A 24,203-nucleotide genomic window follows, 5' to 3' on the forward strand; every position below is an offset into this window, starting at 1 on the left:
CAGGCACCTCAGCCGGGCCTGCGCGCGCGGCTTGGCTGCACACGGGGCGGCTCCCCGGGCATCTTGGGGTAGTCCGGAGGGAACGGAAGCTCACCCAGACCGGCTTTGACGTCCCGCTCCCACCACGCCAGCAGCGTGTCGATCGTGCCTGCGAACGAGTCCATCGCGGCCCATGGATCGCCCAGTTCCGCCAGGCGCCCGGGCACCGTGGCGATGGTCAGGGTCCGGGGGTCGGCGGTTTCCAGCTCCTCCCAGCGCAGCGGGCAGGAGACCGGCGCGTGGGCCAGCGGACGGGGGCTGTACGCGCCGGCCATGGTGCGGTCACGGTTGGCCTGGTTGTAATCGACGAAGACCTTCTCCCCGCGCTCCTCCTTCCACCAGGCGGTTGTGACCGTTTCCGGCATGCGGCGCTCCAGTTCCCGGGCGGCGGCGATCACCGCGTGCCGGACCTCGAGGAATTCATGGGTCGGTTCGATGGGCGCGAAGACGTGGAGCCCGCGGTTGCCCGAGGTCTTGATGAACGCGGTGAGCCCCGCCTCCCCCAGGAGCGAGCGCAGTTCAAGGGCAGCGGGTACGGCGTCATCGAAATCGGTGCCGGGCTGGGGGTCGAGGTCGATCCGCAGCTGGTCCGGGTTGTCCGTGTTGCCCGTACGGGACGGCCACGGGTGGAAGACGATCGTGTTCATCTGCACGGCCCACACCGCCGCCGCCGGTTCGTCAAGGGCGAGTTGCGGGTGCGAACGTCCGCTGGGATAGACGACGGGAACCGACCGCACGTAATGGGGCGCACCCTTCGGCGGGTTCTTTGAGAAGAACTGGTCGCCGTCGATTCCGCCGGAAAACCTCTGCAGTGACAGCGGGCGGTCTCCGTTCGCCGCGAGGAAGGCCTCCCCCACATCGACGATGTAGCGGGCGAGGTCCAGCTTGGTCAGGCCCAGGTCGGGCCAAAGCACGCGCCCGGGGCTTGAGATGCGGACATCGCGCGCGCCGGAGGGGCCGTCGACGGTGAGGGTGGTTTCTTCGCGGGCCATTTGAACAACCTACTCCGCGCAGCCCGCCACGTCAGCCGTCCTGTCTACGTGCGCGGAATCCTGTGTCCGCTGCCGGAAGGGGTTCAGGCCAGGGACAGCGCGAAGGAGAGGGCGAACCCGGCTGCGGTGCTGAGCGCCACGGCCGGCCCGCCATGCTCATACGCTTCGGGCATCAGCGTGTCGGCGAGCGAGGCGATCACCGCTCCTGCGGCGAAGGCCAGCGGCATGGAGATCGTCTGGGGATCGCTGCCGGAGAGCGGGCCGGCGCCGATGACCACGGCAAGGACCAGCAGGGCCGCGCATGCAGACCAAAGCCCGAGGACAGAGCCTGTCGACCGGCCCTGGCTGCGCATCGATGCGGCGCCCACCAGGGATTCCGGCAGGTTCGAGACGAAGATCGCGGCAAGCAGGGCAAGCCCGCCGGTGCCCTCGCCGAGTGAGACACCCAGTGCCAGGTTCTCGGGGACGCCGTCGAGGGTGACCGCGGCGAGCAGGGCCATTCCCGCGGCACCGCGGGTGGAGGCCGACGACGACCGCTTCTCGGTCGCCGCGGCATCGGTGTCAAGCTTCGGGCTGCCTTCAAACTCGTCGGCCGGGGTTGTGTCCGACCCCGCCTGCGCCCACCGGTCCAGCAGCGCGCTCAGGACCGTGAAGACAATGGCCCCGGCCGCAAGACCGATCGTTGCCAGCAGGATGCCGCCTCGCTCGTAGGCGTCCTCGAAGAGTTCGAAGGCCAGGGCCGTGATGAGCGATCCCGCTGCGAAGGAAAGAAGAATGGCGAGGATCCGCTTCGGCAGTTCGAACCGAACCCCGATCAAGGCACCGATAATCAGCGCGCTTGACGCGAGGATTCCGAAGAGCAGCGACGACACCATGCGCAAGTATAAAAGCAGAAAACGCAGGCACGCCTTCTTTTTTTCCTACCCGCCGGGAACCGACTCGGTGGGGACGGCGCCCTCGTCCGGGGCTGCGCCGTCGGTGGGTGCAGGGGCGATGTTTCCCGTGGGCGGCGGGGCGCTCTCCTGCCCAACCTCGTCGGTCGGGGCCTCTTCCTGCTGGGCGGGGTTGTCGCAGCCCAGCAGCAGGAAGGCGCTGACGGCGAACACTGCCGCGCACCGTTTGGGGGTCTTTGCCTTCATGCCGACCACTTCTTCCGCTCTCTTGCATGAGTGCTGACCCGTCAACCGTAACCATGGGCATTGGACCCGGCAAGAAAGCCCGAGGGCGGCGAATACCTTCCTGTACGGCCCCGCGCGGCTTAGCATGCCGGATGCCCGGTTTCCGGACGCAGCAGGCATTATTAAGGCATGCCAACCGCCGAGACTCCCGTCACCATCACGGTGGGCGAAGCCGAGGTCTCGGGTGTCTTCGCCCGGCCCGCCGCACCGTCGGGCTCTCTCGTGGTTGCCCATGGCGCCGGGGCGGGCATGGAGCATCCGTTCCTGCAGGGCTTCACCCGCGCCCTTAATGACGGCGGCGTAGCAACCCTGCGCTTCAATTTCCCGTACCGCGAAGCCGGCCGGAAATTTCCCGATAGGCCGCCTGCGGCGATCGCCGCCTGGCGGGCGGCGATGGGTGTTGCAGCTGAGCGCTCCGACGGGGAGCCGTTGTGGGCCGGAGGGAAGTCGTTCGGGGGACGCATGGCGTCGATGGCGGTGGCCGAAGGCATGCCTGCGGCAGGACTGGTGTATCTGGGTTATCCGCTGCACCCGCCGGGCAAACCGGAGAAGCTCCGCGACGGGCACCTCTACGGACTGACCCTTCCGATGCTCTTCCTCCAGGGCACGCGCGACACCTTCGCCACAGCCGACCTCCTTGAGGGGGTCGTTGCCCGGATTGGGCCGTCAGCAGTGCTCGAATGGGTTGAGGGCGGAGATCACTCCTTTGCCGTCGCGGGCGCCAAGCGCCCCTCCGACGACGTAGGGGCGTCCCTTGCGGCCCCGGTCGCGGCGTTCCTGAGCGGGCGGCTGATCCCAGGAGGGTGACGGAGCCTCCGACGGGCCGCCGTCCTGCGTGTACAAGTTGATCACCGGATCGGGACAGCGTTGACGGAAAGTGACCCCCCAAAAGAACGCCGGCAGCATCGCTGTCAGCCCGGGCGGTGAGGTGTGCTTACGACATGGATGAGGAGAAATCAAGGTCCTTTGATGGGCTTTTTCCTCCGTGTTGACTGAGGTCGAGCAAGGGAGCAATATGAATTCAGAATCCTCCCCGAACTTCACGGATTCGAAGTGCGCGCCCACTTCCGCCGCCACAATGAGCCCGCGGAAAGCGCAATAGCAGATTATGTCTGCATGCCGATAACTGACTTATCTCTGTATCCACCACGGGAGCGCCGTTCTCTCCAGGTCGAACAGTTGCCTTGAAAGGATTGTCAGCACTGGATCACAGTCGGCTGGCCGGTGTCATGGTCCGATTGTCCTGATCGCCCCTTTCGGTTCATCCGATGCGCCGTCTCGTTATGCCGACTGGTCCGTTTCCAGCACATTTGATCACCCACTGATTCTTTATCAAAAGATCGTCGATGCACGCACTACGAATTATGGTAGTGCCGACCACATGACGGGGACGTTCGCTGCCCTTGAATTGATTGGGGTTTATATCTAGAGGTCAAGGCAGTGCCTTTTACGGGAGCGTCTCCACATGCGGATCAATTAGCGCGATATGCCGATTTTCGAACTTCCGTGCGGTCAAAGCGCTCTTTGATTTTTACGGCACCGGACAGGCCAATGCGTCGCGGCCATAAGAGAGATGCCCGACGAGCACCAGCTGTTTGCCGCAGCGGATGCAGCGGCTGTCCCCCGCCCCCCAGCCTTATATCTAGGTCCCCGAATCTGTCGGGGCCAAGGAGCCAATCATGAAAACAGCAGACGGACGCCGACGTCCACTCAGCACCGCCGCAATGTTGCTGGCGGCCCTGTTCACGACCACCGGCCTCTCAGGCGCAGCGGCCCCGGCCGAGAACCCCTCCCTCACCCGGGTCGAGGTCACGGCCGACCGCTACGTCGCCATGGCTTTCTACCCCACAACCTTCGGGTGGTGGGCAACGTGGTCTGCCAACGCCACTGACGCAAAGAACCGCAGCCTTGACCAGTGCAACCTCCTCAAGTCCGAGGGCACGTACAACTGCGTGTCCGCCGGCCCGGCACGCAACGGCTACCTCGCCGTCGCGGTTTCCGAGAAGAACGGTCCCTGGGGGTGGGCTGCATCCACGTCGGCTACCGTTGCCGGCCAAAACGCCCTCTACTACTGCAAGTACTACGGAGGTGGAGATGCCTGCCATGTGATCTTCAACAGGCACTCAAGCGAAAAGTAGGCAATGCAAAAGTAGGACGTGGCCAGCCCGACAGGCGGTCACATCCAGACTGCCGCACTTTCTGTCGGACCGCTAACGAGGAGCCTCCCCGCCAGGGAGAGGCTCCTCGTGCAGGTAGGTCACTTCCTAGTCATGGTCTTGTAGTGGGCGAGGATCCGGGCCGCCGATAGTTCCTTCCCGTAGATCGCGACCTTGCCCACGGCGCCCTCAAAGAAGGAATCGAGGTCCCGGGTTCCCACTCGGAACGGGGCGCTCCCGCGGGTGGGCACGATCACGCTCCCTTGATAATCCAGGTTGCGGGTCTGCCGTCGCACGCCGTCGCGGTAAATCCTGGTGTACCCGTTGGGATAGGCGGCTGACTTCGCATTGGCGTTGATGACCAGGACGTAATGAATCCAGGTGCCGGCGCGGAGTCGGTCCTGGAAGTATGTGCCCGCACCCTTCCCTCCGGAGGCGTTGAACAGGTAGCCGGAAATGCGGTTCGGGCGCTCGGGGTCAGTCCTGGAATACATCCTCGCCACAAACTCGTGCTTGCCCGCTTCTCCCTTGCCCATCCAATGCACATACCCCTTGTTCTCCTCCTTCCCGGGAAAGGAAAGCGCGTCCGGTCTCATCCACGCTTCGACGGTGAGCACACCGCGGGTGGCAGGGCTCAGCGACGGAGCGTCCCGGACCTGCAGATACTCGGTTTCACCGTCGAAGTCCGCGGCGGTGTCCCCGTTGGGCAGGGTGGTAGCGGCCGGGCGGCCGAAATAGGTGCCGGTGTGGCCGTTGCCGGTCAAATCCCTTTCGACGGGTCGGCGCGGGCTGCCCAGCGTCCAGTAGGCGACCGGCCTGTCATCGAGCACGGTACGGTCGTACGAGCCCTGTGCAGTTATCTGCGGCCGCTCGGACTGTGGGGGCTGTGCGGCGGCGACGGGGAGTCCGGTGAAGCTGAGGCCGAGCGCGGACAGCAGCACCGTCCTGCGCTGGACAGCGGAACCGGTGTTTCGGTCCGATAGATGAGTCATTGAAGGAATCCTTTCCTGTTCTGGTTGCGCAATTCCACGGTTATGGTCGCGCCCGGCGGTTAAGCGATCCTTAATTTGGAAGGCAGTCCACGTGCCGTTTGAATCCTCGGATGGGCCGTGGCAGTGGTGAGCGCCGGAACAGGCGGCTGGCTTGCCCAATTAGAGCTTTTCCATCGCTGAAGTGTCCGGGGTGTTGATTCGAGAACGGCCCGGGGGCGTTAATGGATGTGTAACCGGGGACCTCTTTGATGGATGAGTTGTAAACGTCCCGCAACCCGGCATGGGCGGGATAGTCAATCGGCCAGAGCACTGGAAATAGTTCCGGGGTGAGCCGAAGCGCATCCACGCGCACGATTGCGTCCTTTGGACAGATCACAGCCGAGTGAGGAGTGCTCCGACGTGGGTGCACTGTCGATACGAGCCCTGGGCCCGCTGGAGGTGACCGCCGGCGGCAGAACCATTCCAATCGGTGCAGCGAAGCACCGGGTCGTGTTGGAGTCTCTTGCCTTACGGCCGAACGCGATAGTGTCGGCTGATCTTTTGATCGAAGCGCTTTGGGCGGATAGCCCGCCCGCGAAACCTGGGGCCCAGCTGCAGGTCTACATTGCCAATCTGCGCCATACGCTCGAACCCCATCGTTCGAAGGGTGCCGCCTCCCAGTGGTTGGTGAGCAGGCCAGGAGGCTACCTTCTGGCGGTCGGCGAGCAGGAACTCGATCTTCTCCAATTCAGGAAGCAGATCGAGGCCGGGGACTTGGCGGTGCGGCTCGGGGATCTGGCGGCAGGGGCGGACTGCCTCCGTCAGGTCGTCGAACTCTTCGCGAGCCCCATCTTCCCTGATCTGGCCGACATTGAACTATTCCGACCAGAACTTGATGGGCTGCAAGAAACCTGGCTGCGCGCATACCAGAGCCTTGTCGAGGTGGAGCTCGCTCTGGGCAGGCACAGCGTTCTGGTGGGTGAGCTTCAGTCTTTGGTGACCAAGCACCCGTACCGCGAGGGGTTGTGGGCCTCGCTTGTGCTTGCCTTGTACCGCTGCGACCGGCAGGTCGATGCGCTGGCGGCCTGTCGTAAAGTGCGACGCGTCTTTATGGGCGAGCTGGGCCTTGAACCAAGTCCGCGTATACGGCAATTGGAGAGTGCGGTGCTGCGACAGGACATTTCGCTGACAGCTCCCTTCTTGATGAAGCGGGGAGCCTCAGACTAAAGCACGCTGAGTTCCCACTGCCTCCACAGATGTGGTCCTGAGGCCCATCCGGGAGCTCTGGCAGGTGCGGCTCTACGCGGGTGAACAGAAAAAACAGCTCCGAGCTGACCAGGGAAAACATGTGCCCGAAGTGGGACTCGAACCGGACTCCAGGCACCGGAAATCCGCCACTCCACAAAAACATCCGCAATCTGGCCCGGTCCGGCACCTCCCAGTCCGAGACTTGAAGTGTGGACACTGTCCACACCCCCGCTTCTCCCCACTAGTGGCCTTCCAAGACCGCCGTGCCCCGCATTGACAGGGTGCGGCGCTTGCAGGACGCAGGGGCCTTATCGGGCCGGGCGTGTTTTTCCATTCTGGTGGCCGTCGGCGTGGTCATCGACGCGGCGGCGGCAACCCCTCGTATTGTCCGCCCGGTGCTAAAGAGGCAGGTCGCGGGTCCGGATCCGCCTGGCCGCGCGGCGGCACCCGGATGGTGCCCGCCACCGTGCCGGTGCGGTGCCGGTGCCGGGTTTCACCGGGGCTCGGAGGCGCCCTGCTGGCGGAGCCATTCCAAGGCCCGGCGTCGGCTGCGGAAGTACGCGACGGGAAAGGGCGGGGTGTGCACCCGGCGGAAAAACTCGGCCAGGAGGTCCTCGACGGCGGAGGATCCCAGGAGCGCAACCCTCAGCGGTGCGTGGTCACCGGCGAAGGCGTTGAGGGACCGCACGCTCACGGACATGATGCCGTTGAGATCGATCAGTATCGGGCGGGGGCCGCCCGCGGCCAGCAAGTTGACGCGGGCGATGAGGCTTACGGCGTCGTCCTCCTCGATCCGGATCCCCCGGTCCCAGCGCACCCGCAGGACGCCGTCGGGACCCTCGGTGAGGGTCCACCGGTGGACGCGGCCCTGGGCCCGGGCGGGCCGCCCGGGCGCCGGGCTCATGTCCGGCCCGACTGCGGCCGGGCGGGAGCGTTCGCGCCGGGCCGGGCGCGGCCGCTGAACAAATCGATGCTGCACATAGGCACTTCCGGAGGATTGGACGGGTTCCCCTGACCTCATTGTTCCCCGTGGCGAACTCCAACGGCGAACAAATATTCATCTGATGCCCCGTGGCCGGCGGGGAACGGGCGGCCCGCCGTCCCTGCTGGACGAAGGGCTGAGCGGCAAGGCCGCAGCCCTGATGTGTGCTGACAACTCCCACGGTGTTGGACATCCTGGAGTAGGCACCAGCCATGGTCGCGGCCCCGCCCTCATGGCGGCTGGCCGTGAAGGGCACCCCTTCACTGATCAGGGCATTCGTGACCTCGAAACTGCCGCTGCCGACAACGCCGAGGACTCGTCCGACGCCCGGCCTGGCTAGGGTCTGTCCCACTAGTGTGGAGACCCATATGCTCCTGCTTACAGGGACTCGACAAGTGCGAAAACACGGGCCGGGCTGCCCGTTCCACCCACGATGGGCAACGGGGCGACGACGAGAGTCGCTCCAAGCACGGGCAGCTGATCGACGTTTCGAAGCGAGGTGACACCATACTTATCAGAGCCGAGCAGATAGAAGTGAACCGGGAACATCGGATCGAACGTGCCAGCCTGCCCGGCGTCGACGCCGACGGTCTCCACTCCAAAACCGCTGACGTTGCTGTTACCCGCTATCCACCGCGCACCCGCCACCGAAACCCCGGGCGAGTGAGGTCCGGTCTCATCGGCGTTGATGAAATCGGTGGAGTTGGCACCGCGGGCGGACCAACCGGTCCGGAAAATAATCCAACAGTGAGGAGGAAAGGGCCCATGCTCCTGCTGCCACTGCTCAAGATGCTCAGGTTCCAGCAGGAAGTCCGAATTGAATTCCACATCCTCGGACTTGTCGATCACGACCAGAGGCCCGACGAGACGAGAAGGTTCGATCTGATCCACCGACTTGCCGTCACGGCCGGAAATCCAATGCACCGGTGCATCCACGTGGGTACCGGCATGCTCGCCTACGGTGACGTCGTTCCATGCCCACGCAGGACCGCGGTCATCGAAACTGCTCACAGGTGAAAGGCCCAAACCGACGGTATTAGCGAATGGTTCAGGCAGGTTCAGTATCGGGGTGTCCTTACTCAGCGGAGTGGTCAGGTCAACGACCTTCACTGAACCGTCTCCGAGCGCCGCAGCCAGCCCTTTCAATAAAGACATCGTTCTCCCCTTCAGTGTGCTGCGCAGAACAAGCAGCTGTTCATGGAATCCGGTCATCACACCCTAGGGACAGGCCGAGCGCCCCAGCTCTGGGAACCACGCGTTCTTCATGACCGGCAGTCAGCTCCAACCCATCAGGCGTGGCATGAATCTAACCACACCCCGACCAATTTGTATCGCCCACTTTCCGACCGTAACAAAGGCGTCATATTGTCATGAATGCCGTGGAATACCCCATCACCCCTCCCACCTGAGGACATGACCGACTTCGTCGGCCAGCCGGCCCGCCGAGCGGGCCATGGGTGTTGCGATGACGGGGCTCTCTATCGGTCAGCATGTCCACCTGTCATCGCGACAGCTTATTGGCTAGGTGGAGTCACCGCGATGATGAACTCCGTTTCCTCATCCCCGCTGTTCACCATGCGGTGCGGAATCCGCGAATCATAATGTGCGCTGTCGCCCGGACCCAAGATCGTCCGCGACCCTTTGAAGTCAATTTCCAAGGTCCCCGTGAGCACGACGACGCATTCCTCCGCCTGATGGGAGCGCACCTCCGGACTCGATACGCCTCCCGGCGCAAGAGTCCCGTGGAGCATCTCCAGGTTACGACCAGGTGCTGAAAGGCGGCCGTATTTGATCTGAGTGGCCGGCGAATTGATCTCGATGTGCTCACCCCTCCGGATAACCGAGACGGTTGACGCATCCTCGGAATCGGTGAACAGTTCGAACACCGGCACGTTCAGAACGCGGGCGATCTGCCGTAGCGTCTCAAGGCTTGGGTCCGTGAGACCGCGTTCCACCTGACTCAACATGCTCACGGACACCTGGGAGGCGGAGGCAAGTTGAGCCAAGGTCAGCCCTTCTGCCAGGCGGAAGGTACGAATGCGCAGCTCGCTCATGAAGAAATTATGTCATTCAACTTTTTCAACGTGGGTGAATAATTGTTGACGTGAGTTAAAACACACGCGTATGGTCTCTGCATGACGCTCGTGCAAAACGTTCCCTCCGCCGGATCTTCCTTCTCGCCGGAAGATTTCCGCTCCCACTTTCCGCCACTTCAGAACATGACTCATATGGCCAGCTGCAGCCAAGGAGCCCTGTCGACGTCCCTGACATCCAGTCTGGAAAATCTCACCTCGTCGCTGACAGACTCGGCAGCACCCTGGGGGCTCTGGATGGACAAAGTCGAAGCCCTTCGCCGGAGATTCGCGGCCTTCATCAACGCCTCGCCCGAAGAAATTGCCATTGTGCCCTCTGCGTCCGAGGGCGCCTACCAAATCGCCTCCAGCTTCCCTTGGGCCTCCCAAACCCGCGACACCATCGTCACCTCGGCCCTGGAATTCCCCTCCGTGGGCCACGTGTGGCGGGCGCAGCAGGCACAAGGCGCCAAAGTGAAATCAGTCGAGGACCGTTTTACGGCCCTTGACGCGCAGAACTGGGCATCCCACATTGACGAATCGGTCCAGTTCGTCTCGGTCCCCCTGGTCAGCTATCACGACGGTTCGAGGGCACCTCTTGCCTCCATCAGCGCACTGGCCCGCGAAGCGGGAGCCCGAGTGTTCGTGGACGCCTACCAGGGGGCCGGAGTTGTGCCTATCGATGTTCGCGCCATGGACTGCGACTACCTCGTAGCAGGAACCCTCAAGTACATGCTGGGCCTGGCCGGTGTCGCCTTCATTTACGTGCGGGAAGGTCTCACCAGCGATCGTGCACCTGAAATGACAGGCTGGTTTGGCAGAGTGAACCCCTTTGAATTCGACCCCAACCATGTCGACTATCCGGTAGAAGCACGTCGCTTTGAAACCGGAACCCCAGCTATTCCCGCGGTGTACGCAGCTCATGCAGGCCTTGATCTACTAGAACCGGTGGATCAAACCACCGCCTTTGAGCATGTAAGGGCTCTCGCCAAGGATCTCGCTCATCAGCTGATGCAGGCCGGCGAGCGCCTGAGTAGGCCCGAGGCACCCGAGCTGTGCGGACCTCAAGTTGCCGTTTACGACGACGACCCGGTCGCCATGTCGGTTTTCCTGCACGAGCGGCGCATCATGTCAGCCCCCCGCGGAGAGCTCCTCAGGCTGTCCCTGCACTATTACACAACACCCCAGGATATTGCTGCAGTCGTCGACGCCATCCACGCCTACCGGACCCGCTAGCTCAACAGCTCACCACACATCAGCACAACCGGTCTGACTCAGGTCGTCGCAGCCCTCGCACAACTTCATGCCAACTGCCACTGCCAGCCGCCGACTCTGCCATAACGCCCCTTGCGCAGAGGAAGCGGGTTTCACCGGCTTTCTGACACTCCATCGTCCGCGATATGTACACAGTTCCTGTGCCGGTTGCTCATATCGTCTTCCTGCCACACACCTGCCGGGGAGCACGCCGTAACACCACGCCCTGTTCCTAGAAAGACCGGTACAGAACGTTCCCTACATCAACTTCTCTACTTACCAGGAGACCCGAAAATGACAGCTCACGTGCCGGCCGAGACCGGTTCCGATCGCCTCACTTTCCGAATCGGGATGTTGGGTGCTCTGATCGCGCCCGCGGTCTTCCTGATGGGCGTCATCGGCTACTTCGTCGTCTTCAGAGTGTTTGATATGAACGCCATCACCGCATCAGGCCTCGTCGGACTGCTCACCGCCGCCCTGTTCGCCCGCCGCTACAGCAGGTTCTGGGAGGCGGTCATCGCAGGTGTCTCCTCGAAACCATCGGTGAATCTTCTCCTGATTCTCCTCGTTGTCGGTCTGATCTCCGGCCTAATTGAAGAAACCGGCCTTTCGGGTGGATTCATCTGGCTCGCCAGCACCCTGGGAGTATCGGGCGGTCTTTTCATCACGGTTACCTTCCTCATGGTGTGCGTCATCGCCATGTCGACGGGGTCATCAATCGGCACACTGTTCACCGCTTTTCCTGTCTTTTACCCTGCCGGTGTCGCCCTTGGTTGTGATCCTGTTCTGCTTGCGGGAGCCATCCTCTCGGGCGCGTTGTTCGGCGACAACCTCGCCCCGATCTCCGACTCAACCATTGTCTCCTCAGCAACGCAGCGATACCGGCGCCGCGAAGGAACCGCCGAAATCGGAGGTGTCGTGCGCTCGAGGGCCAAGTATTCGCTGACGGCGGCCGCCATCAGCGCCGTCATGTTTTATGCCTTCGGCTCCTTGCGTTCCTCATCCTCCAGCGAAGCCTTCGTCATCGACACCGCTGGCAATTCACCGCTCAGCCTTGTCATGCTGCTTCCCATCGCGCTCCTGCTGGCGGTTGCGATCTGGAAGCGGGACATTTTCTTCGCCACGACAATCGGACTGATTGCCGGCACCGCGGTGGGCCTCATCACCGGTCTCCTCAAGCCCTCGGGCATCATCAGTGCGGCCGACGACGGCACAGCAGGCGGTTTCCTCATCACCTCGGTGGTCGGGATTCTTCCTCTCATCGGCCTGGGTATCGTGATATTCGGCATTATCGGCGTCTTCCAGGAGGCAGGTATTTTCGACTGGATCGTGGATGCCACGGGCCGGTCCGCCTTTGCCCGCACACCGGTCGGCGCCGAACTCACGATCGCCCTGGGCGCCCTGCTCACCGCCACGATCTTCGCCGGCGTCAACGGACCATCCATGATCATGTACGGTCCGGTCGCCGACAGGATCGGCGCCCGCGCCGGCCTGCACCCCTACCGGCGGGCAAACGTCATGGACTGCGTCACTGTGGGACTCGGGTCCGTCGTGCCCATCGTCAGTTCCTTCCTGCTCATCGCCAGCCTTCTCAGCGTGGACGCCAATGGGAACACGCTGTCGGCACCATCGATTATCCTCGGAGCGTTCTACCCCCTCGTTCTAACCGGCGTCATCACCATTGCCATCCTGTCCGGGTGGGGACGGCGCTTTGAAGGGGACAAGGGTGCAGAAAGCCGCACACCCTTCGTCGGGCCCGCAACTTCCTCAGGGTCAGTGCCCGCGCCGCAGCAAATGAGCAAAATCTAGAAAGACAATCTCACCAACAGTGTGAGATGTGATGTAGCAGCTGGCTCACCTTCGTACAGTGAGGATTTTGAATCCGAAGAGGAGAACGACCACGACCGCTGGAACAAGAGCCAGGATATTGGCAACAATAAAGTGGTCGTTCACGATGAGGACGATGCCTTGGCCAGTCTGCGAGAAGACGCACTTCACGCCCAGCGGCCACCCCGTATCGGTGCCGGTCCAGGAGCAGACGCTGATCCGATGCGGATTCCAATCCGCCGGCAGGTGAAACTCCTGGCAATACTGGTGTGCCGAGTGATGAAACCTGTAGATGTACTCCCGGATGAGGACCCAGACTGCGATGTACCAAGAAAACGCTATAAGTTGCCCCAGGATCGACTGCTTCAGCCCTGACAGCCGGTGTCTTTCCATCACTGCCCCCGGAGGTCGTCCCAAGCGTGTCACGGCCGGACCCGGTTAGGAAGACCATCCCATATCCACCGTTACTTCACGTCCTCCGCTGGCTTGCCGCGTGGCACCCGCCCGAGAATTTGTCCGTTGAGGGATCCCCTTTACGGTCATTTCGCGAATATTCAGCGGATAGCATCCCTCTCATGGCAGCAAGACTAAAAGGTCGCCGGCGGGTTGCTCAGCGGATCATCAGTGACGTTGCTACCTGGGCGAAGCAGGAAGACAGAGTAAGGGCTGTTGCTCTCGTGGGGTCTTACGCCCGAGGAGCTGAGCGAATCGCCAGCGATGTCGACCTCGTGGTGTTGAGCGACACTCCCGGAAGCCTTGAAGACGCGACGTGGTTCGAACAACTCCGTCCGGGGGCGCGTCTCATCCGCTCCGAGGCATGGGGGCCAGTACGCGAGCGCAGATTCCGGTTGGCCTCAGGACTGACTGTGGAAGTGGGCATCGCTCACTCGAGCTGGGCTGATGTCCCCTTGGACGAAGGAACGCGTCGCGTCCTCAGAGACGGCCACCGCATTCTGTACGACACAGGTCTCCTCGGAAGGGCTGCCATAACCGTCACCAGGTAACACATTTGGTTGCCTCAATGTTGCAGTAGAGGATCGACCTATGCGGCACCTGCTGCGACCATTCCGCTGCCTGCCCGTCACCGATCCAGGGAGGCCCGTACCGCTAACGCCACCGGTTTCACGGTCCATGGAAATGGGACTGGCCTCGAGTTGCCGCAGCTTAGGTCCGCTCGTGGTGATGGTGCTCAAGAGGTTGACTCTCGGTGCTGCTTCGCCTGAGCTGCTCGGCGAGGAGGATGACCAGGTCAAAAGCCTCACCACAGTCATGTACCCACACTGCCGCTCCCCCATGAAGGAGTGAGAAGGCCCAAACCGGGCTTCACGAGAGAAAAGAGGCACCCCGCCCCCATGAAAACTCCACCCCCGCCATCAGGTCCGGCACCGGAACCGCACACCTTGCGCCAGCTTGTCGACAGCCAGAGAGCACAACAGCCTCTGGCTTGGTAAAACACGGTGCCCGCAGTGGGACTCGAACCGGACTCCAGGCCCTGGAAATCCACCACTCCCCCGAAAACATCCGCAATCCGATCTGGTCCGGCGCCGGTCCGAGTGCGTCCGAAGCCCAAAGTGTGGACACTGTCCACACCCCTGCTTCTCCCTACCAGAGGGTCGCACCCCAATCGGCCGCACCCCGCATAGACAGGCGCTTGATCGTGTTACTGAGGATCGAACTCGACTGTAACGAGGTGCTCTGCCCGCGCTCGCTGCCTAGGGTCGGGCACGCCGAACGGCTGGTGAGAAGCCCGAGCCTGGGCGGACGCGGGCGTCTCATCTCTGACGTGCCGAGCCCCTGGGCTCAGGGTTTGGCGTAGTCGGCGAATCCCTGCCAATCAATGACCACACAGGGTTCATCTCCCAGCACCCAGGCATCGTGCCCAGGGGCCATGGTGGCGAAGTCACCCGGCCCATACTCCATCTCTTCACCGTCGTCCATCACGACCTTCATTCGGCCGGAAACGAAATAGCCCATGTGCGCGGCCTGGCAGCTGTCAGTTTTCGCAATGGGCTTGACGTGCTCGGACCAGCGCCATCCCGGATTGAACGTGGCGCGGCCCACGGCGCCCTGCTCCAGGTTGACGAGTTGAAGTTGGCCGGTACCGCCCTCGAAGGGACGCGTCTCCTCGGGCGAATCGAGGCTCTTTCGAACTAGAGCTGACATCTTGACCTCCAGTGGATGATACTGCTTGTTGTTGTAAGTGAAGCTCCGGTGACTGCTTTCTGGTGGCATTCACCTCCTCGGATACGAGTTAGTATCGGTTGACGATCCCCGCAGCCAAAGGGCCGCCAACCCACTGGGCTACAGACATAAGGTCTAGCCTTCATCGCCCTCTTTGCCTAGAGCACATCGTCCCCACATCAGTTGAGCCTGGGTCTGACTGCAACACCCGGGTTAACACCGTCGACGCGCTGGGCCTGACCACGCCCTTCGGCGGGTTTCGGCAGTCAGGATTCGGCAAAGACCTTTCAGTCCATGCGCTCGATAACTATGTGGGATTGAAGACCACCTGGTTCCAGCAGGGTTAGTACCGGGGCGCACGCAGGGCAACACGTTGATCGCAAGCTGACTTCCCCGCTTGGCATCCTTATCCCAGTGGGAACGTTACCGGCGGAGTCACTTTACTAGGGGAAGGGGTAGTAAGCCCCCAGTCATGCGTTGCGAGAGCTTTTCTCCGTCAGAAGGTCCTGCATAGGTGTGACAGGGCGGTCAGGGCTGGTGTTCAGGCGCCGGCGGGCGCCGGCGGGCGCCGTCGACGCCTCGATGATCCGAGTCGGGTACCGTGCCTACCTGCCCAGGATGACGAATTCATTGGGCACGCGGTGGGTCATAGTCAGTCCGTGACAGTCGACAGCCGGTTCATGGGAATCACTTGCGGGGAAACGATGGTGCCAGCCGGAACAACCGTCGATGCCGACCTCGGTATCCTGAGGTGTATCTGGACTTGAGAAGGCCCATTCAAATCAAAGAAGAGGACGATGAGCGATGACTGCTGATGTGCGTGCGACGGCCACCGATGCTTCGGGTGGGCCGCATTCCTATCGGGTGCTGAACCCGGCCACCGGTGAGGTGGAGGAGGAGTTTCCCAGCGCCACCGATGATCAGATCCAGGACGCACTGGCTGCGGCTCATGGAGCGTTCCTGGCCTGGCGGGAGGTGCCGATCGAGGAGCGCGCGCAGGTCGTGAAGCGGATCAGTGAACTGTTTACTGAACGGGTGGACGAACTTGCCACGATCATCACCTCGGAGATGGGTAAGCCCCTTTCCGAGTCTCGGGGTGAGGTCGAGTTCTGCACCGACATCTTCAACTACTTCGCCACAGAGGGCCCGGCTCTGGCCGCCGATCAGCCGATCAAGCCGATCGGGGGCGGTAAGGCGGTCATTCAGAAGCGGCCCGTGGGTGCGTTGCTGGGCATCATGCCGTGGAACTTCCCGTACTACCAGGTGGCCCGCTTCGCTGCGCCGAACCTGGTGTTGGGCAACACCATCGTGCTCAAGCATGCGGAGAGCTGCCCGCGTTCTGCGCTGGCTATCGAGCAGATTATGAAGGACGCGGGCCTGCCCGACGGCGCCTACGTCAATGTCTTCGCCACTCACGACCAGATCGCAGACATCATCGCCGACGGCCGCATCCAGGGCGTGTCCCTGACAGGTTCCGAACGGGCAGGGGCGGTGATCGGCGCCCTTGCCGGGGCTAACCTGAAGAAGGCCGTGCTGGAGCTCGGCGGCTCGGATCCTTATGTGGTGTTGGACAGCGCCGATGTGAAGGCTTCGGCGTCAGCGGCGTGGGCAACGCGTCTGGAGAACACCGGGCAGGCGTGCAACTCCAACAAGCGCATGATCGTCATGGAAGACATTTTCGAGGAGTTCGTCACCGAACTCACCGAGCAGGCCCGGCACCTCAAGCCCGGCAACCCAGCCGAGGACTCACCCGGCACCTACGCCCCGCTGTCATCCCGAGGTGCGGCCGAGTCCCTGTACGAACAGCTGCGCGACGCGGTCAATAAGGGCGCTACGCTGCATGCCGGCGGTGAGCTGTCCAAGGATGGCACCGCCTACTTCGCCCCTGCGGTGCTCACCGGCGTCACTCCGGAGATGCGCGCCTGGCATGAGGAGCTCTTCGGCCCGGTTGCCGTCGTTTACAAGGTCTCCTCGGACGAGGAAGCCCTGAAGTTGGCGAACGATACCCCGTACGGTTTGGGCGGCGCCGTGTTCAGCACCGACGAAGAACGCGCCCGGGTGATCGCCCAGCAGTTGGACGTCGGCATGGCTAACGTCAACGGGGTCGGTGAGGCCGCGGACCTGCCCTTCGGCGGCGTGAAGCGCTCCGGCTTCGGCCGTGAACTTGGACCTCTGGGCATGGACGAGTTCGTCAACAAGCGCCTGCTCTACATCGCTGAATAACCCGGGGAAGCACAACGGGGGCGGCACCCAACAGTGCCGCCCCCCCCACTCCCCTGAACGGTGCTGCAGCTCATCCGCGATGCCGGCGCTTCTCCCGAGGCCGTTTCGATTCTCGCATCCATGCCGGAGGCCGGCATGGATGAGGGTGCACGCTAGGCTTTCCTCGCGCTGGCACTGTACGACGAACGTTGATACAGCGGCTCGTTGCGGACAGCGCTGCTCGCCCTCATGCCCAGACTCGACGGCCACAAAAGAGCCATCACACATTATGCGGCGGAACTCCTGAGCACCGTTCCAGATCGTATAGAGCCGGTTGTCGGCTGAGGGATCGGCTTTTGCGTCCGCTGCTCAACCGTGGTTGAGTGCAAGGCTCCCTCTCCGCGTTTAGCGGTACGATCGCGGGCATGACCGCCTGCTCCGTACTGCGTTGTCCAGAGACTGGATCGAGCTCCTTCGTGTTGGCGCCGTACTCGGACCGTGAAGTGCCCGTCTGCCTGGGGCACAAGACGACTCTGGAGGGAGGCGCCCCCTGGAGGGCCAACCCAGGCACAATCACTGGAGCCCTTAGCGCAACAACGGGTTCGGTCGAGGTCACGATCCTTATGGGGCCTGACCTTCCATCCGAACCGCGGGTACGGGAAATCGGCCTTAGCCCGACCATTGGCAGTGAGGTCGGTTTTTCCGTGAACCTGGCCATCGAAGGCCAAGACGGCCAGCAGCAGGAGGTCATCTTCTGGATGACCGAGGAGCAGGGTAAGTGGCTTGGATCCTGGCTGACCGAGTAGCACCACAACCATCATTGGAGCATCCTCTATCCGGTGTCGGCACACCGGTCTTTGGAACAGTCACCAGAAGTACCGCGACTGATTCAAGATTGGGTGAGCCGATGGACTGACACGTCAGCACGGGCCTCTTCATGTTCTTGTCTGCTCTGTTCAGCGGTGGCCTGGTTGGACGGAAGCACCGCTCTGGTTTCGGCGCTTGCTCATCTTGGGTCAAAAGCGACGATCCTCATCGTGACCGGGAAGCGCACTGTCCAATCAGAGTTAGTCCCGCCAAGCGAGCTAAGGAATCAGCGCGCGCTGCCGGTTCATCTGGTCGATCTCAGCAGTGAGATCCAAGCGTGTGAGGAGAAGGTCGCCGGCGTTGACCATCGCCGAGATCGCAAGAAGGGTGACCGCCGCAGCGAGGATCACAATCCCGACGATGGCTGGAACGGAATTGCGCCGTTTGCCGGCGAGGACGACGACGGTGACTGCGCTCAGGATGTCGACCTTCATTCGTTGGATTTCCCTGCAGTCACAAAACGTCCGCACATGAGGCTCATTCTGCCCCACCCGTGATCACTGGCGGCTCTCCCATCTGTGGACGGCTTTGAGCGACGTCTCTGATCGCCTCCGAGGTAGAAATCATGTCCTCACACGGGTCGTCCCTAAGCTCTTGGGTGAAGCGTCTTCGTGAAGCAGTCAACCTGGCAATAGCGCGTCGGTAACGCCATAAGCGCTCGAATAGATACGGTCTCGGGCGCTGTTTCCGGTGGGCCCTCCAGGGGACGCCATACGCCTTCTACATGTCGGTGCCGCTCACCGAATTCCGGCGATCACCTTTCGAGAACGGGTAGAATACACCATAAATACCGCCTCCGGGAGGAAGTCGTGGAGGAACAAGAAGCTCGTCAGAAACTGATCGCAAACATCGAGCAGCGACAGTCAGCTGTCAGGCTGTTCCTGCGTCATGAACGACCCCGCCGGAACAGGCTGGTGATGACGAGCGTCGTTGGTAGCGCGCTGGCTGCGGGCCTTACAGCAGGCCCCGCCCTTGGCGGCACGAAGTTCGCCGCGGGGATTCAGGAAGCACTCACGCTGGAACAAAGCTCCATAGTTTGGCAAGTGCTCTGCCTGGCAGCGATGCTGATGTCCGTCGCCGCTGCCATATCGACCAGTTTGAGTAATTCGCATGCAGTGGCCGCAAAGGTCACTGCAGCAGAGGTATGCAATGCCCAACTTGATGGTCTGAAAGCGGCGCTGGACCTCGGACGCATGCCCTTGGAAGATGCCATTGAGCTCTATAAGCAGTACACGCTTCAGGTAGCGTTCGTGGATGATGTGGAAGACAGGGCGAATATCCCACGGTGACGATTTTTGGGCCCGAACGGGGAGTCGAGGATAAGGGTGGCTCCAAATTTGAATTGTTCTATTTGGTGGATGCCTTGCCTGCCATGACCCATTACCTGAACCAGACCAAGACGCAAGCTGCTGCGTCCCTGCGGGAGTTCCTCGACGAGCGCGCCCCGGCTTTGGACCGCCTTCGGGAGTCGATCGCAGCCGACGGGAGGGATCCACACGCGATCCTGGACGGGACGGTGGGAAGCCTGGTCCCCCTGTGGCGCTGGATCCTCGCCCGTCTAGCCGGGCCGGGTTTCCCCGGCGCGACGGATCCGGCGTCGGCACGCCGGGAAGACTGGCCGTCCTGGGAGCGGTACACCATGGAGGAAGAACGCGTCCTGTCCCTGGAGTCCCTCTTCCTCTTGGACGGCCTGGTCTCGTACCTCGCCGCGGTGGTTGTGGACCGGGCACCCTCGGCCCGCTGGGATATTGCACGCCATCGCATCAAGCGTTATGCCTTCAAAAACCACCCGGTGCTCGTCAGCGAGCATACGGATAGTCACCTCTTCCTGCCCGCGGTGCCGGCCGGAGACGCCAGGGCTGTCCTCCTCGGTATGCGGGAATCGCCGGACGACAGAATCGCCCAGTACGCGCGCGCTGCCATCGACGACCTGAACAAGGCGGAGGAGGACGCTCCCGCGGTGGTAGGGGATGAACCGCTCGTCGTGGTGGAGGACCTGGGCGGGGACGCACTGCGCGGGGGTGAGCTGGAGGTGTGCTTGCGCGAGGATATCGCCCACGAGCACTCCCGGGTGGTGGACCGGCTCGTCAAAACCCTCGCAAAAGAGGACGGCATCACCGGCGTCGTCCGTGAAGACCGCGAAGTCCTCCTCGTCGCCACCCCGGGTTGGAGTACCGAGCAGCTTCAGGACTGGGTCACCGGCTACCTTGAGGCCAAACTCAGTGACTAATTATCTGAACCTGCGCCAAGCCTGGACCGGAGTTGCACTCGAGGAATCCCTTGTCGAACGCCGGGCGGCATTGAGCGCCTCTAGAGGCCGGACCCGCGTTGCATAGGTCGTTTTGACTCCACCTCCAGCGGATCGGATGGCCTCCTTTACGGGGGTGCCCGGACCGCCAGCATCAGAACGCACATCAAGACCGCGTTATTGCAGCTTAGCGATCGGCGGCCGCTTCATCGCGGCTAGTCGCTTCACCGCCGAGGAGGTCTCGCGCCCCAGCTCCTCGGGAGCAAGGCAGTCCCACTGGTCGTCCCTGTCGCGTATCGGTACTAGGTAGCCGGTCGTATCGCGTGGTTATATTGCCCCATGCCTTCCCGACCTTCGACCGCGGTGTGGGCAGCCGTTCACAACGAACGCCGAATCCTCATTAGAGAACTTGAGTCGCTCACCCCAGAGCAATGGGCCCGGCCCTCGCTCTGCCCCGGCTGGGACATTCACGACGTCGTAGCTCATCTCGTGGATTCGGCGAAGACAACTCGTGTCAGCTTTCTGCGTCGACTGATCGCCGCGAAATTCGATTTCGACAAAGACAACGCAAACGGCATCACCAGGGAACGTGCCGCGACCCCGGAAGCGACCCTGTCTGAGTTCCGCCGCATACGCGATGCGACCTCGACGCCGCCCGCTGCTCTTGCAACGCGGCTTGTCGAGGTAATCGTGCATGGTGAGGACATTCGACGTCCCCTAGGGCTTCGGCGCTCCTACCCGAGTGAGTCAATCGACGCGGCCTTGCGTTATCAACTCAAAACCGGCATCTCTATGGGCGGCGGCAAAGAACGCGCAGCTGGATTTCGTCTGCAAGCTTCCGATTCGGGGTTTGAGCACGGTTCTGGATCAGAGGTCAAAGGAACCTCGTTGGCACTTCTCATGGCCATCTCGGGTCGCCCCGTCGATAAGGAAAATTTCTCAGGTGAAGGTGCCGCAACATTCGTACGAAAGCTGGAACAAGCGTCTCAATGAGCGGCCTCGTCTCGCACTGCCTTCCATCAGGAGCCCGAGCATGACAGATCCCCCCCAACTTCCCCGCCCTCGACATCGCACTCTCTGCGCAGATCATCGCCGACAGCAACAGCTGACGGCTGTGCGTCCGAATGCCAGGCTCCGCCGAGGCATTCGGTACAGGTAAATCCGTCAAAGTCGAAGGCACCGTCAATTGCTACGAGTACGCGGCCTCCATGTTGCCCGTTGGCGGTGGCAGCCACATCATGCCCATCCGGGTGGCTTTGCGGAAAACCCTCGGCAAAGGACGCGCAGACGTGGCGGAAGTGCACATGTGCACGCACCCCGCCTAAGCAGCCTCCTGCATCCGGTTGAGGATCCTCCTGCGGGACTGGGCGATCGGCCTTAGAGCGCCGGGAAATGCGCCATTTATCGCAGCGACTCACATTCTTCCGGGCTCCCGGGTCCCACGTGGCCGCTTTCTGTGTCTCTGTCGCCGCCCGCGAGCGAACCTGGCGCAGCCTAAGTCCGCTCGTGGTGATGGGGCTCCTGAGTCGTCAACTCTCGGTGGCTGCTTCGCCTGAGCTGCCCGGCGAGGAGGATGGCCAGGCCGAAAAACCCTCACCACAGCCATGCACCTACACCGCCGCTCCCCCATGAAGTAGTAAGAAAGCTCGAACCGGGCTTCGCGAGCGAAAGGAGGCACCCCGCCCCAACAACCACAACCCAACCACCAGATCCGGCACCCGGGCCGCACACATTGCGCCGGTTCGTCCACAGTCAGAGAGCAAACAGCCTCTGGCTTGGGATAACACTGTGTCTGAAGTGGGACTCGAACAGGACTCCCGCCCTTGAATACTCGCCCCCCCCGAATACATCCGCATTCCAGACCGATCCGACGCCGGTACGGCACAGTTCCGGACCTGAAGTGTGGACACTGTCCACGCCCTGCGTTTTCCCCTGCCGGGCCTCGCCAAAACGGTCGCGTTCTCAGCAACAGGTGGAGATTCTTTGCTCTGGAAGACTTGACCAGGTTTGAGGAGTTCGGCCTCGTCCGAAGACCAAAGCTTCCCGCGGTTGTTCCGCCCGACCCCTCAATGCACACCCCGGTCAGTAGGTGTGGTGCGGGGCGGCGTCGATGACGCGAAGGGAAACTTTCCTTCCTCCTCGCAGGCGTCGCGAGACCCGGCGCATAGTCTGGGATCAGCAGTACACCGATCCTTCGAAGGAAGCCCATGCCCGTCTCCCCGCGCCCGCTACGCAAGCTCGGATTCCTTACGATCGGTTTGTTCGATCCGGCGGATCCGGCCGCGGGGCACGAATCGACCCTGGAGATCATCGAACTCGGCGAGCGGCTCGGATTCGACAGCGCCTGGCTGCGCCACCGCCACCTGCAGTTCGGAATCTCCTCGCCTGTCGCGATGATGGCCGCCGCCAGCCAGCGCACCTCCCGGATCGAGATTGGCACTGCAGTGACACCCATGGGCTGGGAGAACCCGCTGCGCCTGGCTGAGGATCTGGCCACCGTCGATCTGCTTTCGGGCGGGCGGATCAATCCGGGCCTGAGTGTTGGGGAACCGATGCACTACGACACCGTGAAGGACGAGCTGTACCCGAATTCGTCGGGGTCGGAGGACTTCAGCTACGCACGCGTGGAACGGTTTGCCCGCTTCATCGCTGGGGAATCGATACGGGCGTTGTCTGGACGGCAGGGCGTGGTCGAGGAGTTTTCCGATCGTGTCGAGCCGCATTCCCCCGGGCTCCGGAAACGCCTGTGGTACGGGGCAGGGAGCAGGAGGTCGGCCGTATGGGCCGCGCGGAATGGGTTCAATCTGCTCTCCAGCAGCGTGATCTTCCCCGACGAGGACCAGGACCCCGTCTTTGCCCGGATTCAGCAGTCTCAGATCCGCGCCTATCGTGAAGCAGCGGCGGCATCACCCGAAGCGCTCGGAGGGGGCCGGGTCTCGCAGGGCCTGGTGGTAATCCCGACCGATTCGGCGTCGTCGAGCCAGCGGGAGAAGTACAAACAGTACGTGCATGAACGCCTACCACGTACCCGGGCACCGCAGGGGCCGAGAGGGATGCTGTTTGCCCCGGACCTTATCGGCACCAGCGACCAGATCGCGGAACAGCTTTACGCGCATGCCGGCTTCCAGGAGGTCGATGAGGTGGCTTTCGCCTTGCCTTTCAGTTTCGATCATGAGGACTACGTCCAGATCCTCACCGACATCGCCACCATCTTGGGACCCGCCTTGGGATGGTCCCCGGCGGAAGTCGTCCAGGACTCATAGGTCCAGGACCCATAGTAGGAGCGCCGGCTACGGCCCCGTATTACAACGGTGAACCCATCGACACCTAGGATCACCAACCTCAAGCCGCCGCGACCATCGAACAAACAACCCGGCGCGGCCGTCTCGCGCCCTCGATCTCATGTCAGGGAAAAAAGTTGTTCGGCCGAGAGCCGTCCCGTCCCTGCTTTGCTAGTTCGTGAGGACGCGTCGGTCGACTTCACATCAGGGGTTCCCCTGGTGAAGGTGTTCTCGATGGTGTCGGTGCCTGTGACGTCGAAGTACAGGTACTACGGTCCAGATCCTTCGCGGGCGTCCGGCCAGCTAGGCATCCACCGCGGTCCCTGGCCCGGAGGGGCTCCGGTGGGCACAACCAGCGGCCCTAGCCGCGGCCCAGCAGCTTTTCCCGGTCTGCGGCCACCTGCTCCCGCAGTGCGTGAACCACTAAAACGGGCGGAATGCGATCCCCTGGCCGTGGTTTCCGTCCGCACCTTTAGGGCCACGCGAACCGGTACGAGCACACGCTTGGCGTGTGAGCCAAGAATGTGGTGTGCAGCCGACTTCGGCCATGAATCGACGTGTGAGGGTCCGTTGGGCTACGTCAGCAACGCGTGCCATGGCGGCAACCGTGATGGTGTGCGTAATATTCTCAGTTATCCAGTCAAGCATGGGCTTCAGGCTCTGTCCGGATCGGGCGACCGCGGGCCTTTCGATGAACTGATTCCG

Annotated in this window: 21 protein-coding genes and 2 pseudogenes; 13 read left to right on the forward strand and 10 right to left on the reverse strand. The window is 62.5% G+C overall.

Annotated elements, in window-relative coordinates:
* Nucleotides 1-8 precede the first annotated feature (8 nt).
* The 3 genes from ligD to AC4D2R_RS09540 all read right to left on the reverse strand — a co-directional run bounded on the left by ligD (nucleotide 9) and on the right by AC4D2R_RS09540 (nucleotide 2,170).
* Nucleotides 9-1,031, reverse strand: coding sequence for a non-homologous end-joining DNA ligase (gene ligD / locus AC4D2R_RS09530; RefSeq protein WP_490939629.1), 1,023 nt, complete (start codon nucleotides 1,029-1,031; stop codon nucleotides 9-11).
* Between the two features lie 83 nt (nucleotides 1,032-1,114).
* Nucleotides 1,115-1,906, reverse strand: a complete 792-nt coding sequence (locus tag AC4D2R_RS09535) for a ZIP family metal transporter (RefSeq protein ID WP_490939631.1) — start codon at nucleotides 1,904-1,906, stop codon at nucleotides 1,115-1,117.
* A gap of 45 nt (nucleotides 1,907-1,951) precedes the next feature.
* Nucleotides 1,952-2,170 (reverse strand): hypothetical protein, encoded by a 219-nt coding sequence (locus AC4D2R_RS09540; protein WP_490939633.1) that lies wholly within the window; start codon nucleotides 2,168-2,170, stop codon nucleotides 1,952-1,954.
* Between the two features lie 168 nt (nucleotides 2,171-2,338).
* Here AC4D2R_RS09540 and AC4D2R_RS09545 point away from each other — a divergent pair, with 168 nt between their 5' ends.
* The gene (locus AC4D2R_RS09545; protein ID WP_490939635.1) at nucleotides 2,339-3,016 is read left to right on the forward strand and encodes an alpha/beta hydrolase family protein; all 678 of its coding nucleotides are present in this window, start codon (nucleotides 2,339-2,341) and stop codon (nucleotides 3,014-3,016) included.
* A gap of 872 nt (nucleotides 3,017-3,888) precedes the next feature.
* Complete coding sequence (locus AC4D2R_RS09550) at nucleotides 3,889-4,347, forward strand: DUF4189 domain-containing protein (protein ID WP_490939637.1); 459 nt, start codon at nucleotides 3,889-3,891, stop codon at nucleotides 4,345-4,347.
* A gap of 119 nt (nucleotides 4,348-4,466) precedes the next feature.
* Here the strand turns inward: AC4D2R_RS09550 and AC4D2R_RS09555 are convergent, their stop codons facing one another.
* Nucleotides 4,467-5,357: a LamG-like jellyroll fold domain-containing protein gene (locus tag AC4D2R_RS09555; protein ID WP_490939639.1), complete on the reverse strand. Its 891-nt coding sequence runs from the start codon at nucleotides 5,355-5,357 to the stop codon at nucleotides 4,467-4,469.
* A gap of 399 nt (nucleotides 5,358-5,756) precedes the next feature.
* On the opposite strand from AC4D2R_RS09555, the gene AC4D2R_RS09560 reads away from it, so the two are divergent.
* The gene (locus AC4D2R_RS09560) at nucleotides 5,757-6,563 is read left to right on the forward strand and encodes an AfsR/SARP family transcriptional regulator (RefSeq protein WP_490939641.1); all 807 of its coding nucleotides are present in this window, start codon (nucleotides 5,757-5,759) and stop codon (nucleotides 6,561-6,563) included.
* A gap of 514 nt (nucleotides 6,564-7,077) precedes the next feature.
* Here AC4D2R_RS09560 and AC4D2R_RS09565 read toward each other — a convergent pair.
* The 4 genes and pseudogenes from AC4D2R_RS09565 to AC4D2R_RS09580 form a co-directional block, all read right to left on the reverse strand.
* A complete protein-coding gene (locus AC4D2R_RS09565) occupies nucleotides 7,078-7,488 on the reverse strand; it encodes a DUF7793 family protein (RefSeq protein WP_490939643.1) in 411 nt (136 codons plus the stop codon).
* Nucleotides 7,489-7,711: 223 nt separating this feature from the next.
* A pseudogene (locus AC4D2R_RS09570) lies at nucleotides 7,712-7,936 on the reverse strand (thiamine pyrophosphate-binding protein); the annotation flags it as partial.
* A gap of 8 nt (nucleotides 7,937-7,944) precedes the next feature.
* Nucleotides 7,945-8,721, reverse strand: coding sequence for a cyclase family protein (locus tag AC4D2R_RS09575; protein WP_490939827.1), 777 nt, complete (start codon nucleotides 8,719-8,721; stop codon nucleotides 7,945-7,947).
* Between the two features lie 359 nt (nucleotides 8,722-9,080).
* Nucleotides 9,081-9,620, reverse strand: coding sequence for a helix-turn-helix domain-containing protein (locus tag AC4D2R_RS09580; protein ID WP_490939644.1), 540 nt, complete (start codon nucleotides 9,618-9,620; stop codon nucleotides 9,081-9,083).
* 81 nt (nucleotides 9,621-9,701) lie between these two features.
* Here AC4D2R_RS09580 and AC4D2R_RS09585 point away from each other — a divergent pair, with 81 nt between their 5' ends.
* From AC4D2R_RS09585 to AC4D2R_RS09595, 3 genes are all read left to right on the forward strand, one after another.
* A complete protein-coding gene (locus tag AC4D2R_RS09585) occupies nucleotides 9,702-10,874 on the forward strand; it encodes an aminotransferase class V-fold PLP-dependent enzyme (protein WP_490939646.1) in 1,173 nt (390 codons plus the stop codon).
* Between the two features lie 312 nt (nucleotides 10,875-11,186).
* Complete coding sequence (locus tag AC4D2R_RS09590) at nucleotides 11,187-12,701, forward strand: Na+/H+ antiporter NhaC family protein (protein WP_490939648.1); 1,515 nt, start codon at nucleotides 11,187-11,189, stop codon at nucleotides 12,699-12,701.
* A gap of 593 nt (nucleotides 12,702-13,294) precedes the next feature.
* Entirely contained in the window at nucleotides 13,295-13,723 is a 429-nt protein-coding gene (locus tag AC4D2R_RS09595; RefSeq protein WP_490939650.1) for a nucleotidyltransferase domain-containing protein, read from the forward strand.
* A gap of 796 nt (nucleotides 13,724-14,519) precedes the next feature.
* Here AC4D2R_RS09595 and AC4D2R_RS09600 read toward each other — a convergent pair.
* On the reverse strand, nucleotides 14,520-14,951 hold the full coding sequence (locus AC4D2R_RS09600; RefSeq protein ID WP_490939652.1) for a cupin domain-containing protein: 432 nt from the start codon (nucleotides 14,949-14,951) through the stop codon (nucleotides 14,520-14,522).
* A gap of 161 nt (nucleotides 14,952-15,112) precedes the next feature.
* On the opposite strand from AC4D2R_RS09600, the pseudogene AC4D2R_RS09605 reads away from it, so the two are divergent.
* Nucleotides 15,113-15,247: pseudogene (locus AC4D2R_RS09605) on the forward strand (aldehyde dehydrogenase family protein); the annotation flags it as partial.
* Nucleotides 15,248-15,704: 457 nt separating this feature from the next.
* Nucleotides 15,705-17,123 carry an NAD-dependent succinate-semialdehyde dehydrogenase gene (locus AC4D2R_RS09610; RefSeq protein ID WP_490939654.1) on the forward strand — a complete coding sequence of 473 codons (1,419 nt, stop codon included), beginning with the start codon at nucleotides 15,705-15,707 and terminating at the stop codon, nucleotides 17,121-17,123.
* Between the two features lie 1,064 nt (nucleotides 17,124-18,187).
* Here AC4D2R_RS09610 and AC4D2R_RS09615 read toward each other — a convergent pair.
* The gene (locus tag AC4D2R_RS09615) at nucleotides 18,188-18,403 is read right to left on the reverse strand and encodes a hypothetical protein (protein WP_490939656.1); all 216 of its coding nucleotides are present in this window, start codon (nucleotides 18,401-18,403) and stop codon (nucleotides 18,188-18,190) included.
* 375 nt (nucleotides 18,404-18,778) lie between these two features.
* Here AC4D2R_RS09615 and AC4D2R_RS09620 point away from each other — a divergent pair, with 375 nt between their 5' ends.
* The 5 genes from AC4D2R_RS09620 to AC4D2R_RS09640 all read left to right on the forward strand — a co-directional run bounded on the left by AC4D2R_RS09620 (nucleotide 18,779) and on the right by AC4D2R_RS09640 (nucleotide 23,480).
* Nucleotides 18,779-19,258: a hypothetical protein gene (locus AC4D2R_RS09620; RefSeq protein WP_490939658.1), complete on the forward strand. Its 480-nt coding sequence runs from the start codon at nucleotides 18,779-18,781 to the stop codon at nucleotides 19,256-19,258.
* Between the two features lie 83 nt (nucleotides 19,259-19,341).
* Nucleotides 19,342-20,199, forward strand: coding sequence for a hypothetical protein (locus tag AC4D2R_RS09625; protein WP_490939660.1), 858 nt, complete (start codon nucleotides 19,342-19,344; stop codon nucleotides 20,197-20,199).
* 357 nt (nucleotides 20,200-20,556) lie between these two features.
* Nucleotides 20,557-21,210: a maleylpyruvate isomerase family mycothiol-dependent enzyme gene (locus AC4D2R_RS09630; RefSeq protein ID WP_490939662.1), complete on the forward strand. Its 654-nt coding sequence runs from the start codon at nucleotides 20,557-20,559 to the stop codon at nucleotides 21,208-21,210.
* A gap of 131 nt (nucleotides 21,211-21,341) precedes the next feature.
* Nucleotides 21,342-21,542, forward strand: a complete 201-nt coding sequence (locus AC4D2R_RS09635; protein ID WP_490939664.1) for a DUF1905 domain-containing protein — start codon at nucleotides 21,342-21,344, stop codon at nucleotides 21,540-21,542.
* Nucleotides 21,543-22,424: 882 nt separating this feature from the next.
* Nucleotides 22,425-23,480 carry an LLM class flavin-dependent oxidoreductase gene (locus AC4D2R_RS09640; protein WP_490939666.1) on the forward strand — a complete coding sequence of 352 codons (1,056 nt, stop codon included), beginning with the start codon at nucleotides 22,425-22,427 and terminating at the stop codon, nucleotides 23,478-23,480.
* Nucleotides 23,481-24,203: the final 723 nt, after the last annotated feature.

Source organism: Arthrobacter sp. TJ-217, from assembly GCF_058269255.1.

Excerpts from the sequence above, each read along its gene's own strand:
- AC4D2R_RS09535 (WP_490939631.1), bottom strand. The coding sequence starts at position 1,906 with ATGGTGTCGTCGCTGCTCTTCGGAATCCTCGCGTCAAGCGCGCTGATT.
- AC4D2R_RS09540 (WP_490939633.1), bottom strand. The coding sequence starts at position 2,170 with ATGAAGGCAAAGACCCCCAAACGGTGCGCGGCAGTGTTCGCCGTCAGC.
- AC4D2R_RS09590 (WP_490939648.1), top strand. The coding sequence starts at position 11,187 with ATGACAGCTCACGTGCCGGCCGAGACCGGTTCCGATCGCCTCACTTTC.
- AC4D2R_RS09640 (WP_490939666.1), top strand. The coding sequence starts at position 22,425 with ATGCCCGTCTCCCCGCGCCCGCTACGCAAGCTCGGATTCCTTACGATC.
- AC4D2R_RS09630 (WP_490939662.1), top strand. The coding sequence starts at position 20,557 with ATGCCTTCCCGACCTTCGACCGCGGTGTGGGCAGCCGTTCACAACGAA.
- AC4D2R_RS09635 (WP_490939664.1), top strand. The coding sequence starts at position 21,342 with ATGCCAGGCTCCGCCGAGGCATTCGGTACAGGTAAATCCGTCAAAGTC.
- AC4D2R_RS09565 (WP_490939643.1), bottom strand. The coding sequence starts at position 7,488 with ATGAGCCCGGCGCCCGGGCGGCCCGCCCGGGCCCAGGGCCGCGTCCAC.
- AC4D2R_RS09610 (WP_490939654.1), top strand. The coding sequence starts at position 15,705 with ATGACTGCTGATGTGCGTGCGACGGCCACCGATGCTTCGGGTGGGCCG.
- AC4D2R_RS09555 (WP_490939639.1), bottom strand. The coding sequence starts at position 5,357 with ATGACTCATCTATCGGACCGAAACACCGGTTCCGCTGTCCAGCGCAGG.
- AC4D2R_RS09585 (WP_490939646.1), top strand. The coding sequence starts at position 9,702 with ATGACGCTCGTGCAAAACGTTCCCTCCGCCGGATCTTCCTTCTCGCCG.
- AC4D2R_RS09615 (WP_490939656.1), bottom strand. The coding sequence starts at position 18,403 with ATGAAGGTCGACATCCTGAGCGCAGTCACCGTCGTCGTCCTCGCCGGC.
- AC4D2R_RS09545 (WP_490939635.1), top strand. The coding sequence starts at position 2,339 with ATGCCAACCGCCGAGACTCCCGTCACCATCACGGTGGGCGAAGCCGAG.
- AC4D2R_RS09580 (WP_490939644.1), bottom strand. The coding sequence starts at position 9,620 with ATGAGCGAGCTGCGCATTCGTACCTTCCGCCTGGCAGAAGGGCTGACC.
- AC4D2R_RS09600 (WP_490939652.1), bottom strand. The coding sequence starts at position 14,951 with ATGCCACCAGAAAGCAGTCACCGGAGCTTCACTTACAACAACAAGCAG.
- AC4D2R_RS09550 (WP_490939637.1), top strand. The coding sequence starts at position 3,889 with ATGAAAACAGCAGACGGACGCCGACGTCCACTCAGCACCGCCGCAATG.
- ligD (WP_490939629.1), bottom strand. The coding sequence starts at position 1,031 with ATGGCCCGCGAAGAAACCACCCTCACCGTCGACGGCCCCTCCGGCGCG.
- AC4D2R_RS09575 (WP_490939827.1), bottom strand. The coding sequence starts at position 8,721 with ATGTCTTTATTGAAAGGGCTGGCTGCGGCGCTCGGAGACGGTTCAGTG.
- AC4D2R_RS09625 (WP_490939660.1), top strand. The coding sequence starts at position 19,342 with ATGACCCATTACCTGAACCAGACCAAGACGCAAGCTGCTGCGTCCCTG.
- AC4D2R_RS09595 (WP_490939650.1), top strand. The coding sequence starts at position 13,295 with ATGGCAGCAAGACTAAAAGGTCGCCGGCGGGTTGCTCAGCGGATCATC.